Raw genomic sequence first — 16,042 nt, 5'->3', positions numbered from 1 at the left:
TGCTGTAACAGTTTAGTTACTATTATGCTTTTTTCGTATCCACTACTTTAATATCCTCAGCATAAATCTTTTCTGCATAGTCTTTAATATTTTTCCAGCTGTCTTTCGCAATATTTAAATCTTCTTTAATGAAAACAAGGTCGTTTGGACTAATTGAATCTACATTTTGAAGTAAAGAATTGTATTTCGATCCCATTGTATACCATTGATTTGAAATGTTTTGCAACGCTGTAATTGCAGTGTCAATTGTATTTGTTAAATACTCAGTTTGCGTTTTAATGTTAGTTAGTCCCGCCACTTCTAATTGGGCAGTTGTAACTTGTCCAGTTATTTTTTGAATTTCAGCTTGTGCATTATCAAGCTCTTTCTTCGCTAATACGATTCCAGCTGTTCCACCACCTACAGCTGCTGTACCACCTGCAATTAGTGCGATTCCTAGCGGCGTTCCTGCTCCCGTAGCAATAACAACTGCACCACCTATAATTGCAATTGGTCCTAAAGCTGTCGCAACAGATGAGCCGATAATAATTGCATTATATTTACTAATTGCTTCATTATACGTTGTAATTTGATTTTGCAGAAGCGGAATTCCAGCATCTTGACTAGCTAAGATAGATGTAATTTGATTTGCATCTCCCTTGAAATTTTGAGTATCTGTAGTCATTTTATTTCGGAATTTCTTCAAGTCTTCTACTAACTTATCTACTTGCGCTTTATTTTCATTAATACTACTTGATAATCTAGTTAGACCTTTCGTAAGAGTTTCTTTATCCTTTGTATCTACCGCAGCAACTAAAGTATCATAATAGTTTTGGAACTTCGTATTGTAGTTAATGATATTTTGATTCGTTGAAATAAGCTGTGGCTTCATTACATCTAACCATTGTTTCGCATTTCCTCTAGCTGTATCTTGATGCTGAATCACTTTTCCTTTTAAAGCTGCATCAACTGACGATACATTACCAAAGTTAACATTACCTTGTTTAATAATTGTTAAAGCGTACAGATCCATTACTAAAGCGTTTGAACCTGTTCTTTCCATTGCATCTTTCAGGCCTTCTGGTCCTAATGAGTATTCTTCATAGTCATTATAAGCTTTTGCTACAGCATGAACTGGCGCTTGTTTCACTGTACTTTCAGCTGCATAAGTATGGGCCGGCATAATATTCCCTGCTGCAAATACTGCCATAAGTGCTGATAGAGCCATTACTTTATAAGGTTTTTTTGTCATTTTTCTTCTCTCCCTATATCATGAGTTATTAATGATTTTCTTTTTAATGTACTTCAACGTTTGTAACGTAATCTTCAAATTGATTCGTTTGCTTATTCATTTCATCACTTATTTTTTTGAGCTGATTGAAATGTTTTTGAAGTAAACTACTGTCTGTATACGTGCCAGATTCAATATTTGTTTGAATTTGGATCATATTATTATTTAAAACTTTCCAATCCGTTAATAACGTTTCTAAAGTTGTAATTTGGCGGTCAATTAGTTCTGTAAAACTACTTACTTGATCTTCAACGAATGTGATTTGAGTCGCCTCTGATTCAGTTTGTGATAACTTTTGAATAAGTGGTAGTAGCTCTTTTTGCTTTTGCTGAATACGAAGGGCTGCTTCCCTCGTTTGACTATCTGCAGCATTTACAATTTCATTGCTTAAAGTACCGATAGAAACAAAATCAATTGTTTTCGTTTGTGCAGTTTGATTTGTGATTGTAAATACTTGTTTACCGATATTAATAGAACCTTTAATAATTTCTTGTGGTCTATTCAAAATATTAGTTAGTTCAGCTTGAATTTCCCCTTGAATTCTTTTTATATCTTCTCTTAATTTCACAATATCTCCACTTGATCCTTGCATTGTTTTTATTGCTTCATCAGCTTTAATAGATAAATTGTTACTATCTTTATCTAATACCGTTTTAAATCGATTTAGTTCTAACAAATCTTGCTCCATACTCTCTTGGATGCCTTGTACTTGCACTTGCAATTTTCCATATGCGCTTGTGAAATCTGCTTTTGCTTGTTCATCTTCATTTACTTTTCCTGCTAGTTCATATAGCTTACTATAATAGCTATTAAATCTAGTGCTATATCTCATCATCTCTTGATTTAGGTCGATTAACTTCGGATTATATTCATCAATCCACTCTCGTACATTCGCCTTTGCAAACTTTTGATGATTCGTCAAACTACTCATAGCGTTTACCTTAATGTCTGGTTGTTGCAAAATAACTAATCCGTATGCTTGTATAAGTGGTGACTGTGACCCTAACATTCTAATTGAATTTGATAATGTATTTGGAGCAATTACATTTTGCACGTTTAATACTTTCACTTCTGATTGCCCCTCTTTTGCGTAAGCGCTTACAGGAATGAAGCAACTCGTAGATACTGCTGTAACCAATAACCCTGTAATTAAAGTCTTTTTCACTTTAACTCCTCCTATGTATTAGCAACTATTACTATCGCATTTTATTATTCTATTTTCTTGCAATTGATTTGAGATGGTTAAAATAGAGAACGTTCTCACCGTGATTCATGTACGAACCATCTCTCCTAACTTTTTTCTACAGTACTTACTTATTGTTATAAAACATTCCATAACTTTTCATATGTGCTTAGTATGAATACAGTTGTATGAATTTTCTATTCCATTGCTATTTCCACATTCATACAGTGAATATATTACATAAAAATATTATTCACTTTAAACTAATTCACGTATAAAAGTATGAAATTTCGTGTTGTTTTCAAGTAAGTTTTGTACTGTAAGGTCATTTAAACACAGCTATTTATATAACGTAAAGAAGTATTTTCATTCCCTTTATTTTCAAGCTCTCATGTCCTTATCCCAAAATAAAATTCGTTTCACTTCCCCGATTAAAATATCCATATATCACAACAGAAAACGCTACTTACTCACAACGGATAAAATTATATCGATATAATTTTTAGTTAAATATGCAATAATGCATAGCGTATACACAAAAAGGATAACTTCACTTTTGTGAAGTTATCCTTAAAAAATTTCCTTACTTTTTCAAATGATATGGTACTGTCGTAATAACAACATTTCTTTTATAGAGTAAATACGCACGAATGAGTAAACTAGACTGATTATGAAGAATGTTATGCCAGCCTTTTTTCGGAATAAACTGTGGTATAACGACCGTAACTCGGTAATTTGATTCACTCGCTTTATATTGCACTGTATCAATAAACTTTGTTAGCGGCTGAATAATACTTCTATAATGAGAATGTAATGTAACAAGCCTTACTTCAGGTTGCCACTTCTCCCATTTCTCTTCAAATTTCTTTTCCTCTTCTCTGTCAAAAGCAACATATACAGCGATAACTTGATCTGCAGAAAGAGCTTTAGCATAGTTCAATGAATTTTCTACTACATGAGTCATACCAGCTACAGGAACGACAATTACATTCCCCTCTATCGGAACAATCCGTTCACAAGTTTTTAAACTTAATTGATCGCTCACTGCATCATAATGTTTCTTAATTCGATGGAACAAGAAGATAATAGCAGGTAAGAAAATAAGGATCGACCAAACTTGTGCAAATTTAGTTAAAAAGAACATGCTCATTACGATAAAACTAATGACTGCACCAATTAAATTAACCGTTAATCTCAAAGCCCATCCTTCAGGTTTTTCACGAAGCCATTTTAATACCATTCCAGTTTGAGAAAGTGTAAACGGAATAAATACCCCTACCGCATATAGCGGAATTAAATGTTCTGTTCGCCCTTGGAAAGCTACAATTAAAATAATTGAAGAAATTCCAAGTATAATAATACCGTTTGAATAACCTAGACGGTCTCCTCTAATCGTAAACATTCTTGGTATGAATTTATCTTTCGCAAGGTTAACCGCTAATAATGGAAATGCAGAATAACCAGTGTTAGCAGCAAGAATTAATATTAAAGCTGTTGTACCTTGTATGAAATAGTACATGAAATTACGTCCAAATGTTTGTTCAGCAATTTGTGAAACAACTGTTACTTCTTTACTTGGAGTAATTCCGTAATAATAAGCTAAAAAGACAATTCCTGAAAATAAAACTGCAAGTAATGCACCCATTGCAAGCAATGTTTTTGCTGCATTATTAGGTGCAGGATCCTTAAAGTTTGGAATTGCATTAGAGATCGCTTCAACACCTGTTAAAGCAGAGCTTCCTGAAGCAAATGCTCTTAACAGTAAAAACAAACTAATCCCCGCAACTGGTGTTCCAATTGGCGCATGTAAAGTAGGTGAAACGTGCCCAGTTAAAATATTATATATTCCTACACCAATTAATATAAATAATGCAAAAACGAATAAATAAACCGGATATGCTAAAACGGAAGCTGATTCCGTTACGCCCCTTAAATTTAAGATGGTAATCAATATGACAAATACAATCGCAATGATTACATTATGTGCATGTAAGCTAGGAAAAGCAGATGTGAGCGCATCTGTACCCGCAGATACACTTACTGCAACGGTTAAAATATAATCTACTAATAAAGATCCTCCTGCTATTAAGCCTGGATTCATCCCTAAGTTTTCTTTTGATACAACATATGCGCCCCCACCATGAGGGTAAGCAAAAATAATTTGACGATAAGATAAAATAAGAGCTGTCAATAATACTAGTACCCCAACAGCTATCGGAATGGAATACCAATAAGCTATTGCTCCAAGTCCTGCTAAAGCAATTAATATTTGTTCTGGACCATATGCAACCGATGACAATGCGTCAGAAGACAAAATTGCTAGCGCCTTCGTTTTATTGAGCTTTTGCTCTCCTAACTCAGTTGATTTTAACGGCCTTCCAATTAAAAACCTTTTGATAGATGAAACCAACGCTGTCCACTCTCCAATAATTTTACACGAATTTTCCTGCTAATTACAGCGGATAAACTATTTCTTCAGAAAACAAAAAATGCCTATAAGCCATAACGAAATAGACTTGTAGACATTATTTTTTTTGTCGCACAAGCTCCACCTTCCTTCTCAATATAACGCTTACGAGGTTAGCTGTCGGATTCGGGCCTTTGAGTAGCCCTACCTTTTTCAAGGATTCACCCCATTGAATTATGCACTAATTCATTAAACGGGTCCCCCGCACCATGCGGTTTAAGCGATTTAGAAAATTGAAACTGTGGATTATAATACTCCTTTATTTTCAAAATGTAAACAAAAATTTTTAAAAATAAAAAATTTAAAATGATTGCGCATAATCCGCCGATAAATATACATAATGAATACTAAAAAACCCTTAAAGGAGACCCGTATGTCTAAAAAGAAGAAACCGCTTTTTTCTGACTCATATTTAGATGCAGTAGCAAATGAAATTAATCAGTTATATGGTAAACGTGAACAGGAAATAAATTTGACAGAAAGAATTAAAAGAAACAAATAATTTGTCATACTCAAATAAAAAAGATAGCAATACACTTATATATTGCTATCTTTTTTATTATTTCATACATCTAATTCTATTACGGATTTGTTAAATGTCATTTCTTCATACACCTTCAAATTTTGATATACCGCTCCTAGTAATGGTGCTTCTAAAGAAAATTGCTCTGCTAAATTCAGTAAGTATCCTTGTAAGTGCTTCCCTTCAATAAACGAACCTTTTTCCATATCACGCTGCATCGATGACTTCATGTCATACGAAATTTTATCAATCGTTTTCATATGTTCCTCGATAATATTATCCTTAACTGGAGCCTCCATGGCTTTCATGATTTGCACAGATTCTGCAAATAAATTCTGAATAAATTCTCGTCCTCCATCACTTTCACGAATCGGTCCTATCGGTGCACGCATTAATGTTGTCACACCTGACATTACAGTAATAAATAAATATTTATGCCACATATCTTGCGTAATATTTTCACTTAAAACAAAACTAGCTTTCGTACCTATAAATGCTTTAGTAATACGCTTTATTCTCTCTAAATCTTGAGGCTTAATTTCTCCAAATACAAGTCTGTTTGCAGCACTAGTTTGAACAATTTCTCCTTGATCATTTAACGTCGTCTCAATAAAGCATAAACCGCCCATTACTTTTTCCCCGCCGAATTCCTTTTGTAATAGTGATAAATGAGCGATACCATTTAACAGCGGGATTATTACAGTATTTTCTCCTACGAAAGGCTTCAAATCTATGATCGCCTCATTTAAATGATACGCCTTTGTTGAAAATAAAATCACATCAAATGGAGAAGTTCTATCTTCTTTCGTTATCAATTTCGGTTGAAATGAAAAATCTCCATTAACACTACGAATAACAAGTCCTTTTTCCTCTAATTGCTGTTTTCTTTTGCTGCGAACGAGAAATGTAACATCTTCTCCCTTTTCTACTAATCGGCCACCAAAAAATCCACCGACACCACCAGCTCCTAATACTAAAATGCGCATACAACATCCCCCTTTTCATAAAACAATCACACTAGTTTTAGTATACATAATATTATACATGTCTCCTATTAAATAAGCTGAATTTTCATTCTCAATCTAGTGAAAACGAGAGGTTATTTTCAAGGGAAATTGGGCATGTTGTTTCTATAGCTTATATGGAAAGGAAACAATGTAAATGGAGGCAATACAAACAATCGAAGAAAAAGATGTAACAACAGCTATATTTCAATTTATATTCCCGTTTTCGTTTAAAACTGGATATGAACAAAATATGTTCCCTTTCTTACAAAAAAATAATTTCCGTCCTTTTCGACTCGATCATCTTGCAAATGAAAATACATATTACGGGAAGTTTCAAGTTTCACATCGAAATATGGAAGCATATTATCTTTCATTTACAAATAAAATTCTCTTTCCTCATTCAGAACATCAAAAAGGATTACAGCGCTATTCTAAAGACCTTAATTTAAATGGACATTTAACAACAAATCTTATTTCCGTTCCATTCAAGATACATTCTATTGATGTAACACTTTGTCCTTTTGAGCTTGGCTTCTTAACAATTCGAACAGAAGTCAAAACCGCTCCAAACATGACATTATCAGAAGCAATCGAATTCGCTTCTCGATTCCGTGTACTTGAAACTAGAAATGATACAACTGAGACTATTTGTATTGAATGTGATGGAAAAAAATATTCACAAGTAGAAAAACTTATATTCGGCGATTTATTTCATGGCTTAACAGACTTCTTTGAGAAAAAGAGATTGCGGAGTTCTTACTTTCAAACATTTCCATTCTTTGAAGATCAACGAATGTATGTACAAACTTTATTATCCATAAACAAAGAGTCAGACCTTCATGTAGTTGATGTATATCGAGCTTCCAGTCTTTCCGGATTAACAGACGATGGTAAGCCGTATATTAGCGCAAATAATGTTCCTTATATTCACGATTATTTAACAAAACATTCTTATCAAAGGTGGGCTCCTAATCGTTATTTCATAATGGAAGAGCATATTTTCACGTGTATCACAAACGAAGGTGACGATAAAATAGCTAAACTTGCTAGTCAAATGTATGGGGAGTTTTATTACGCTTTATTATTAAACCTATTTCATAAAATTGTTTTATTAAAAATGGCAAACGCTTATGCTGAACTAAATATTGAACAAGATACAAATGAGATAGAGAAGTTAATTTACTCTATCAATTCGTTTACAGCTAATTATTTTTCTTTAGAATTAGTATCTCAATCACAAAGTGAAGATATTTTCTTCCGCTTAAGAAAACTTTTTAACATTGAAATACTATATACGAATGCCAAGCAAAATCTTGATAGTTTGTTTAAATATCAAGAAAATGTTGCTTCTAAAAAAGATAGCCTTTTATTATTAATTTTAACGCTCTACTCTGTAATGGGCCAAATGTTAGGGTTTACTATGATTGACCTTTTAAGAAATACCGATGCAACTCATATATCTTCACCCCTTGAATATTTTGCTCTTTTAATTGCAGTTAGTGGCATAGTCATTTCACTTATTTTAGGTGTGCAAGGTTTATACCAATGGGCTATACAACATAAAAATCGAAAAGCATGGGTAAAACAAACTGTTTTGTCTGCTGTGAAAGAGAAGGATGGTACAACGTAAATAAAAAACAGATGGCAGCACGATGCTACCATCTGTTTTCTATTATGTTTACTTTCCTGCTTCGATTTTTTCTAATGCAGCAGCTACTTGCTCTTCTGTTAATTCGTGTTGCACTATATAACGATTACGTGGGTGTACACGACATTCATGAGAACATGCACGTAAATGTTTTGCTTCACTTTCTTCAGAACATAGAATCTTCTTGTTACATTCTGGATTTGCACAGTTTACATAGCGCTCACAAGGTTCGCCTGTAAAATGATCTTTACCAACGATAACATGTTCTTTTTGGTTTACTGGTACAGCGATACGCTCATCAAATACGTAACATTGACCATCCCAAAGTTCACCCTGTACCTCTGGGTCTTTTCCGTACGTTACAATTCCGCCGTGAAGCTGACTTACATCTTCATGGCCTTCTCGAACTAACCAACCAGAGAATTTTTCACAGCGAATTCCGCCTGTACAGTACGTTAAAATCTTTTTACCTTCAAGTGTTTCTTTGTTTTCTCTAATCCAATCTGGTAATTCACGGAATGATTCAATATCTGGTTTGATCGCACCTTTAAAGTGTCCTAAATCAAACTCATAATCATTTCGTGCATCAATGATAACTGTATTTTCTTGTTTCATTGCCTCATAGAATTCTGTTGGTTCTAAATATTTCCCAGTCATTTCTTTTGGGTTAATGTCGTCTTCCAAGCGAAGTGTAACTAACTCTGGACGAGGGCGTACGTGCATTTTCTTAAATGCATGTTCATCTGCCTCATCAATTTTAAAAACGATTCCAGCAAAACGTGGGTCATTGTTCATCGCTTCCACGTATTTTTCTGTTTGCTCAACAGTTCCAGAACAAGTTCCATTAATTCCTTCTGTCGCTACAAGAATTCTTCCTTTTAACTCAAGTGATTTACAAAATTCTAAATGCTGTTCAGCAAATTCTTCTGGATTTTCAATTGTTGTGTACATGTAATACAGTAATACTCTATATGGTTTTGTAGTTGCCAATGTATTTCTACCACCTATCTAAATTTTAACATCCTGTATAAGTTAACGTTCATATCAAAACATATATAATAAGAAAATACATACTAAATTGTACTTAGCCTATTTTCTTCTATTTACAATTTTTTCTATAAGTTAACAAAAATAAAAACAAGATTACATCACAAAACACTATGGTTATGTTGTAATCCCAATATATTATATATCATACAATTTCATTTCCATCAATTAATATGCTGTAATATAGGCTCTATGTTCACATAAATTTCAAAAACAACCCTATAATTTATTATCTTCTCCCTTATTCAGCATCCATAAACTCCCAAAATATTTTTCACATCGTCACACCATTCTTTGCACGAAGTCATATAATTTGCATTAAGGAAACTTTTGTGTTCAAATGAAATTGCCACATAATATATTTAAATGTATTGAAATAATGAATAAGAGCAAATACAATAATTTCATCAAGTTAACATTTCAAAGGGGAACACTACTATGAATAAAGATATATCAAAAGATGAACAAGTCCGTTCTCAAAGTACAACTGTTCAATCCGCACATTTAGCATTAAGCGGACAAACGAAAGGCTTAAAGAGACTATTACCATTCTTAGGACCTGCTTTTATCGCATCAGTTGCTTATATTGATCCTGGGAATTTCGCAACGAATATTGCTGCTGGATCCCAATATGGGTATTTATTACTTTGGGTAATACTCGCTTCTAATTTAATGGCTGTATTAATCCAAACTTTATCAGCTAAATTAGGAATCGCTACTGGAAGAAACCTTCCTGAAGTAGCTCGCGAAAACTTCCCCAAACCAGTTTCCATCGGTTTATGGATACAAGGGGAACTCGTTATTATGGCTACAGATTTAGCTGAATTTATCGGGGCAGCACTCGGCTTATACTTACTATTTGGAATTCCGATGTTACCAGCTGCTTTAATTACAGCGGTTGGATCATTTATTATTCTTGAATTTCAACGCAGAGGCTTTCGTCCATTAGAAGCTATTATTACAGGGATGATTTTTATCGTTGTTATCGCTTTTGGTATCCAAGTCTTTTACGCAAAACCGGAATTAAGCCCTCTTCTTTCAGGACTATTTACTCCAAAATTCCAAGGTGTGGATAGCATCTTATTAGCAGCTGGAATTTTAGGCGCGACAGTAATGCCGCACGCAATTTATTTACATTCAGCCTTAACGCAGCGCCGCGTAGTCGGAACAAATGATGAACAAAAGAAAAAGATTTTCCGCTTCGAATTCATTGACATTATTATTGCGATGGTTATCGCTGGAGCTATTAACGCAAGTATGCTAATTGTTGCTGCTGCACTATTCTTTAAAAATGGTCTACATGTTGAAGATCTTGATGTTGCTTTCAATCAATTTAGTAATTTAGTCGGTCCTGTATCCGCTGCTTTATTTGGAATTGGACTCTTATCAGCCGGATTATCTAGCTCTTCTGTCGGTACAATGTCCGGTGATATTATTATGCAAGGATTCATTCGAATGCATATTCCGTTATATTTACGCCGATTTATAACGATGATTCCGCCTCTCGTTATTATCGCTTTAGGCGTAAACCCAACTTACGCTCTTGTAATGAGCCAAGTTGTATTATCATTCGGTATTGCGTTTGCATTAGTACCACTTATTATGTTTACAAGTAATAAAAAGATTATGGGCGCACTCGTTAACCACCGTATAACAACATTCATCGCATGGTTAATCGCTGCACTCGTTATCGTTTTAAATATTTTCTTACTGTATCAAACATTTGTTGGTTAATGAAAAAGGGTATTCCAATTTTAATTTGGAATACCCTTTTTCAGCGAAATAAATTTCTTCTAATTACCACTTATGTATGTACCTCTTTCCGGCATCATCACATCTTCTTCCGTTCGAAAGTAAAGTGGCAATCCTTCCGTAAGAAACATACTCGTATTGGATGGATCCTGTCTCTGATGATGGATGTGTAAATGTGGTTCACTGGAACTTCCTGAGTTGCCGACTTGAGCAAGAACGTCTCCTTCATTTACGTGTTGTCCTTCTTTAACTTTAATTGACCCTTTCTTTAAGTGAGCGAGACTCAAAAATGTCCCTGTTTCATCTAACCTTAAATAAATATGATTCCCCGCCATTGACTGAAAATCATCTGCTCCCGGAACTAAATCTTTTTCATCATTATTAACTGATACAACTGTTCCAGAAGCTGGTGCCATTACTTTCGCTCCATATATTCCATAATCCTCTAACCTACTACTTCTCACTTCCGCAGGCGGAATGAGAATATCATATGCCCATCTTTCATTTGGTTTTATAATGTGATAGTTCGTTTCTAATCGATTACCACCCCATCCTATTAGAGCTCGTTCATTCAAAGGAAAACGAACGACTATTTTAGGGCTCATGGACTGTACATTTGCTGGGTATGCAATTCTACCTATGTTAGCGTACCATCCTAAGGGCCAAGCTCCAATTATAGAGAAAAGAACTATGAAAAGTAGCGTTCTATCTATTCGCTTTCTAAAAATACCTTTCCAAACAAACATTACTGCTGAGCCTATCAAAACAAAAATCGAAACTACGCTAAATGCTTGTATACTCCACCAAACAACGACTGATATAGTACCATTAGCCAAATAAACTACACTCCAACTTATAATTAAAAAAGAAACTATAATTGCTAACAAACTTTTCTTCCACATACTGTATCCCTACTCTCATATCTTTGTTTCTCATGATACGAAGTAAAAATTACGACATATGAAAGAAATACTTACGACTTTCTTACTTTTTTATACTGCGGTAAATTTACAGTAAAAACTGTTTCTTTATCGTTACTACATACAGTTATATCTCCTTTATGGAGCTGAGCTATACTTCTCGAAATTGCAAGTCCCATTCCTTTCCCACCCGTATGAGAACTACGTGATTTTTCACCACGATAAAACTTCTCAAAAACATAAGGAAGGTTCTCTTTCGGAATGCATTGTCCAAAATTTTTAATTTCTACTTCAACATTCCTTTCTCTTTTGGAAATTCGAATTGAAATTTCTTTTCCATCTTTCCCGTACATAATGCTATTACTAATTACATTTTCAAATAGTCTCACTATAAGTGCTACATCAACTTTTACATGTAGCTCCTCATCACTTTTAATATAAAATTTCATATTGGCATTATCTAGTTGTGGTACAAAATCAATCATGATTTGTTCAATTAATGCTTTTATATTTACTACATTTTTATGTAATTCGATCTCTCTATAATTTATTTGACAGTATTCTAATAAATCATCTACTTGATCTTTTAATTCATAACTTTTTCGCTTTAATATGCTTACATATTGTTCACATTCTTCTCCATGTGAATGAAGCTTATTTCCTAGTAGGTCTGCATAACCGATTAGAGATGTTACAGGCGTTCGTAAGTCATGTGAAATATTACTAATCATTTCATTTTTCATTTCCTGTGATTTTTTTTCATTTTCAATAGACTCTTTTAAACTTTTGGCCATTCTATTGACATTCGTCGCTAACTCACCAATCTCATCGCTTTTCGAAATAGGTATATGTATTTCCAAATTACCATTGCTTATTTCCTTCACGTTCTTATTGATCTCATTCAATCTTTTTATAGTTGTCTTTGTCAGTAATGCAAAATATATAGTGGTTAACAGCAGAAAAAACATAAAATAAAAAAATGAATATCTTTCCTCTAGCTCGACAACATCACTATATATACTTCCAAATAAAAGTTGAACTAATATGATACTTACCGTAGCTAACAAAATACTACATATAAATGCGAAAAAGAATTTAGCTCTAATTCCTTGTAATAATTTAATCTCCAATTTTATACCCGACTCCCCAAACATTTTGTATAAACTTCGGCTCTTTTGGATTATCCTCAATTTTATTTCTTAACCTAGCAATATGAACCATTACCGTATTATTACTTTCATAAGCCCTTTCATTCCAAACACTTTCATATATTTCTTCAATAGTGAACACACGGTTCTTTGTAGCTGCCATTAAGTGCAAAATATCATATTCAGTTTTTGTAAGATTAATTGTTTGTCCATATATCTTTACTACTCTAGAAATTTCATCTATTTCTAAACCTTTAATGTTTATTTTCTTTTCCATTACTTGGACAGCATTTTGATTAAAATATGTATACCTTCTTAATTGAGCTTTCACTCTTGCTATAAATTCAATTGTACTAAACGGCTTCACAATATAATCATCTGCTCCAGTACTCAATCCAATTACCTTATCTACATCTGATGATTTCGCGCTTAAAAACATAATTGGTAAACTATGTTTCTCTCTAATTCTTCTACACAATTCTATACCATCCATTTGTGGCATCATAATATCCAAAATAGCAAGTTGAATACTGTTATTATTTATTATTTATTATTTCTAAAGCCTCTTCTCCGTTATCAGCACTAAAAACAATAAAACCTTCTTGTATTAAATTCATGTTAATAAATTGAATAATATCTTGATCATCGTCTACGATTAAAATTGAGTTTTTCTCCATTTCTAAACCTCTTTTTTGAAATATATTCCACATTCAATTTTAACATAAATCAAACTTACCCTTATTACCCCTTGAATAATCTTTATTTTCAGATTAAATTATATAATAACAAATACATTCTAGTTTCATATGAACAGGAGTGAAGGCATGTTTCCTATATTAAAAACTGAGCGACTTATTTTACGAGAACTTACTGAAGAAGATGAACCGGGTATATTACATTGCTTTTCGAATACCGATGTCCTGCGCCATTATGGCCAAAAGCCATTACAAAATTTGGATCAAGTAAAACAAATCATTAATAATTTTAAGTTGAGTTACAACGCAAGAAGCGGTATTAAATGGGGCATCGAATTAAAAGACAAGAAAGGGCTCATTGGAACAATTGGTTTTCACGATTGGTCTTCTGAGCATAAACGAGCAAATATAAGTTATGCCTTTCTCCCTGAACACTGGGGAAATGGATATGCCACTGAAGCGGTTTCTGAAGTTATATCATATGGTTTCCACACGCTACATTTAAAACGAATCGGTGCAATTGTCTTCCTTGAAAACGAAGCGTCAAATAAAGTGCTTTTAAAATTAGGATTTGAAAAAGAAGGTGTTCTGAAAAATTATATGTATCAAGATGATATTCCATATGATACGAATTTTTATTCTTTATTAAAATCGGTTTAATAGAAATTATATAAAAAAAGAAACCTCACTCTTAAAAGTAAGGTTTCTTTTTTTATATAAATAATTTTACTTATTATCAATATAAGCATTCTTATAAGTATAAACGCCACCAAATTGATGCTTTTCAATTCCTTTTACATAATCCTTTTGTACATAAGCTGAACCAATATGGTAAAGCGGTGCTACCGCAGCGTCCTCTAATAGAATACGCTCAGCCTCTTGCAGAGTTTCCCACCTTTTCTTTTGATCTAGTACTAGGTCACTTTTAGCTTTTTTTATTAGTTCATCGTAGTGAAGGTTAGAATAATTCATTTTATTATTCGGATTACCCGTCGTAAATAACTCTAAATAACTAATTGGGTCTTTATAGTCAGGTCCCCAATTTGCCATAGATATATCGTAATCACCTGTTTGTTCTAATTGTAATTTTTGCTTAAATGGCTGTTGTTTAATTTGTATCGTTAATCCTTGCAAATGCTTTTCTAAATCACCTTTTATATATTCCGCCATAAGTTTTGCGTTATCTTGCTCAAACGTTAAAAACTCGAGTTTTACTTGTTCTACTCCAAGTTCTTTTTTCGCTTCTTCCCAAACCTTTTTCGCATTTTGTAAATCATATGGAGAAAGATCTCCGTTTTCTTTTCTAAAATCTTTGCCAGTCTCTTCAGTTATATGACCAGCTGGTACAAGTCCACTTGCAGGTTTTGCCCCGTTATTTATAAAGTGAGCGACGAAATCATCTTTATTTAATGCCAACGAGATAGATTGACGTACTTTCTTATTTGCTAACGCGTTATTTTTCTCATTAAAACGTAGCATAGCGATCCCAGGATCACTTGACATATGTAATTCCTTATTCCCTTTATACTTGTCTACAACTTGAGAATTAATAGGTACTCGATCCAAATCGCCAGCCTCATATAAATTTACAGCCGTCATTGTATCCTTTACGATATGAAAGTTTATTTCGTCTAATTTCACTTTCTTTTGATTCCAATATGTAGCATTCTTCTTTAATTGAAATTCTTGTTCATGCTTCCATTTTTCTAATACAAATGGGCCGTTATATATGAGATTACTAGGTTCCAATCCGTATTTATTTCCTTGTTCTTTCAAAAATGATTCATGCTGTGGTAAGTATATAGGTAACGCTAACAACTGTAAAAAATAGGGGATTGGCTGTTCTAGTTCAACTTCTAACTTATAATCATTTATAACTTTAACCCCAAGTTCATCAAGTGACATTGTTCCCTTATTTATTTCTTTCGCATTTTTCACATGAAAGAGCATGTATGCATATTGAGATGCCGTTTGCGGGTTAACTGCACGTTTCCATGCATACATAAAGTCATTTGCTGTTACATTGTCTCCATTTGACCATTTTGCATCTTTACGCAAATCAAATGTATATTTTTTACCATCTTCACTTCTTGTAAATGATTTTGCTACTGCCGGAATAGGATCATCCTGATCATTTAGCACATACAACCCTTCAAATATGTTTTGCATAACATGAGCTGACGTACCATCCATCGTTTTCGCAGTATCAAGAGAAGGAATTTCTTCTGATACTGTTACATTTAACACTTGTTTTTGAGCCTCTGTATCACTTTTATTCGCTTTATTATTACAAGCTGTTAAAAATAAAGATGTAACAAGTGCCATTACCATTAAATGGCTCTTTTTTCGTTTCATGAATTGTTCTCCTTAAAAATAAAATAT

At 33.4% G+C, this 16,042-nt stretch carries 12 protein-coding genes, 1 pseudogene and 1 riboswitch; of the genes and pseudogenes, 4 read left to right on the top strand and 9 right to left on the bottom strand.

Annotation, left to right across the window (positions count from 1 at the left end; translation table 11 throughout):
- Positions 1–22: 22 nt before the first annotated feature.
- The 3 genes from nheB to ACFVQC_RS13880 all read right to left on the bottom strand — a co-directional run bounded on the left by nheB (position 23) and on the right by ACFVQC_RS13880 (position 4,863).
- Positions 23–1,231, bottom strand: a complete 1,209-nt coding sequence (gene nheB / locus ACFVQC_RS13890) for a non-hemolytic enterotoxin NHE subunit B (protein WP_002148834.1) — start codon at positions 1,229–1,231, stop codon at positions 23–25.
- A 43-nt stretch (positions 1,232–1,274) separates the two neighbouring features.
- Positions 1,275–2,435 (bottom strand): non-hemolytic enterotoxin NHE subunit A, encoded by a 1,161-nt coding sequence (gene nheA, locus ACFVQC_RS13885; protein WP_377898506.1) that lies wholly within the window; start codon positions 2,433–2,435, stop codon positions 1,275–1,277.
- A gap of 601 nt (positions 2,436–3,036) precedes the next feature.
- Positions 3,037–4,863 carry an APC family permease gene (locus tag ACFVQC_RS13880; protein ID WP_377894441.1) on the bottom strand — a complete coding sequence of 609 codons (1,827 nt, stop codon included), beginning with the start codon at positions 4,861–4,863 and terminating at the stop codon, positions 3,037–3,039.
- Between the two features lie 144 nt (positions 4,864–5,007).
- Positions 5,008–5,153, bottom strand: a riboswitch (cyclic di-AMP (ydaO/yuaA leader).
- Positions 5,154–5,293: 140 nt separating this feature from the next.
- Here ACFVQC_RS13880 and ACFVQC_RS13875 point away from each other — a divergent pair.
- Positions 5,294–5,422 (top strand): hypothetical protein, encoded by a 129-nt coding sequence (locus ACFVQC_RS13875; protein ID WP_000038255.1) that lies wholly within the window; start codon positions 5,294–5,296, stop codon positions 5,420–5,422.
- A 62-nt stretch (positions 5,423–5,484) separates the two neighbouring features.
- Here ACFVQC_RS13875 and panE read toward each other — a convergent pair whose 3' ends face one another.
- The gene (panE, locus tag ACFVQC_RS13870) at positions 5,485–6,429 is read right to left on the bottom strand and encodes a 2-dehydropantoate 2-reductase (RefSeq protein ID WP_377898505.1); all 945 of its coding nucleotides are present in this window, start codon (positions 6,427–6,429) and stop codon (positions 5,485–5,487) included.
- 175 nt (positions 6,430–6,604) lie between these two features.
- Between panE and ACFVQC_RS13865 the strand changes: the two genes are divergently transcribed.
- Positions 6,605–8,080, top strand: coding sequence for a hypothetical protein (locus ACFVQC_RS13865; protein WP_377894444.1), 1,476 nt, complete (start codon positions 6,605–6,607; stop codon positions 8,078–8,080).
- 48 nt (positions 8,081–8,128) lie between these two features.
- Here ACFVQC_RS13865 and trhO read toward each other — a convergent pair whose 3' ends face one another.
- The gene (gene trhO / locus ACFVQC_RS13860; RefSeq protein WP_377894445.1) at positions 8,129–9,088 is read right to left on the bottom strand and encodes an oxygen-dependent tRNA uridine(34) hydroxylase TrhO; all 960 of its coding nucleotides are present in this window, start codon (positions 9,086–9,088) and stop codon (positions 8,129–8,131) included.
- A 495-nt stretch (positions 9,089–9,583) separates the two neighbouring features.
- On the opposite strand from trhO, the gene ACFVQC_RS13855 reads away from it, so the two are divergent.
- On the top strand, positions 9,584–10,879 hold the full coding sequence (locus ACFVQC_RS13855; protein ID WP_377898504.1) for an Nramp family divalent metal transporter: 1,296 nt from the start codon (positions 9,584–9,586) through the stop codon (positions 10,877–10,879).
- A 59-nt stretch (positions 10,880–10,938) separates the two neighbouring features.
- Here the strand turns inward: ACFVQC_RS13855 and ACFVQC_RS13850 are convergent, their stop codons facing one another.
- The 3 genes and pseudogenes from ACFVQC_RS13850 to ACFVQC_RS13840 all read right to left on the bottom strand — a co-directional run bounded on the left by ACFVQC_RS13850 (position 10,939) and on the right by ACFVQC_RS13840 (position 13,642).
- Positions 10,939–11,799, bottom strand: coding sequence for a M23 family metallopeptidase (locus ACFVQC_RS13850; protein WP_377898503.1), 861 nt, complete (start codon positions 11,797–11,799; stop codon positions 10,939–10,941).
- Positions 11,800–11,870: 71 nt separating this feature from the next.
- Complete coding sequence (locus tag ACFVQC_RS13845) at positions 11,871–12,971, bottom strand: sensor histidine kinase (RefSeq protein ID WP_377898502.1); 1,101 nt, start codon at positions 12,969–12,971, stop codon at positions 11,871–11,873.
- Positions 12,937–13,642 (bottom strand): annotated as a pseudogene (locus ACFVQC_RS13840) (response regulator transcription factor). The gene ACFVQC_RS13845 and the pseudogene ACFVQC_RS13840 overlap by 35 nt, the downstream one beginning before the upstream one ends.
- Before the next feature lie 147 nt (positions 13,643–13,789).
- On the opposite strand from ACFVQC_RS13840, the gene ACFVQC_RS13835 reads away from it, so the two are divergent.
- Positions 13,790–14,320, top strand: coding sequence for a GNAT family N-acetyltransferase (locus tag ACFVQC_RS13835; protein ID WP_002148852.1), 531 nt, complete (start codon positions 13,790–13,792; stop codon positions 14,318–14,320).
- A 66-nt stretch (positions 14,321–14,386) separates the two neighbouring features.
- On the opposite strand, the gene ACFVQC_RS13830 is transcribed toward ACFVQC_RS13835, so the two are convergent.
- Complete coding sequence (locus ACFVQC_RS13830; RefSeq protein ID WP_377898501.1) at positions 14,387–16,015, bottom strand: peptide ABC transporter substrate-binding protein; 1,629 nt, start codon at positions 16,013–16,015, stop codon at positions 14,387–14,389.
- Positions 16,016–16,042: the final 27 nt, after the last annotated feature.

It is taken from the genome of Bacillus sp. NPDC057893 (assembly GCF_042796455.1).
GTDB lineage: Bacteria > Bacillota > Bacilli > Bacillales > Bacillaceae_G > Bacillus_A.
Note: the sequence above shows the minus strand (reverse complement) of the source record. Positions and strands in the feature narration are given on the sequence as shown.

Coding starts and splice junctions, on each gene's coding strand:
- nheB (WP_002148834.1), bottom strand. CDS start 1,231: ATGACAAAAAAACCTTATAAAGTAATGGCTCTATCAGCACTTATGGCA.
- ACFVQC_RS13875 (WP_000038255.1), top strand. CDS start 5,294: ATGTCTAAAAAGAAGAAACCGCTTTTTTCTGACTCATATTTAGATGCA.
- panE (WP_377898505.1), bottom strand. CDS start 6,429: ATGCGCATTTTAGTATTAGGAGCTGGTGGTGTCGGTGGATTTTTTGGT.
- ACFVQC_RS13865 (WP_377894444.1), top strand. CDS start 6,605: ATGGAGGCAATACAAACAATCGAAGAAAAAGATGTAACAACAGCTATA.
- ACFVQC_RS13855 (WP_377898504.1), top strand. CDS start 9,584: ATGAATAAAGATATATCAAAAGATGAACAAGTCCGTTCTCAAAGTACA.
- ACFVQC_RS13850 (WP_377898503.1), bottom strand. CDS start 11,799: ATGTGGAAGAAAAGTTTGTTAGCAATTATAGTTTCTTTTTTAATTATA.
- ACFVQC_RS13845 (WP_377898502.1), bottom strand. CDS start 12,971: ATGTTTGGGGAGTCGGGTATAAAATTGGAGATTAAATTATTACAAGGA.
- ACFVQC_RS13835 (WP_002148852.1), top strand. CDS start 13,790: ATGTTTCCTATATTAAAAACTGAGCGACTTATTTTACGAGAACTTACT.
- ACFVQC_RS13830 (WP_377898501.1), bottom strand. CDS start 16,015: ATGAAACGAAAAAAGAGCCATTTAATGGTAATGGCACTTGTTACATCT.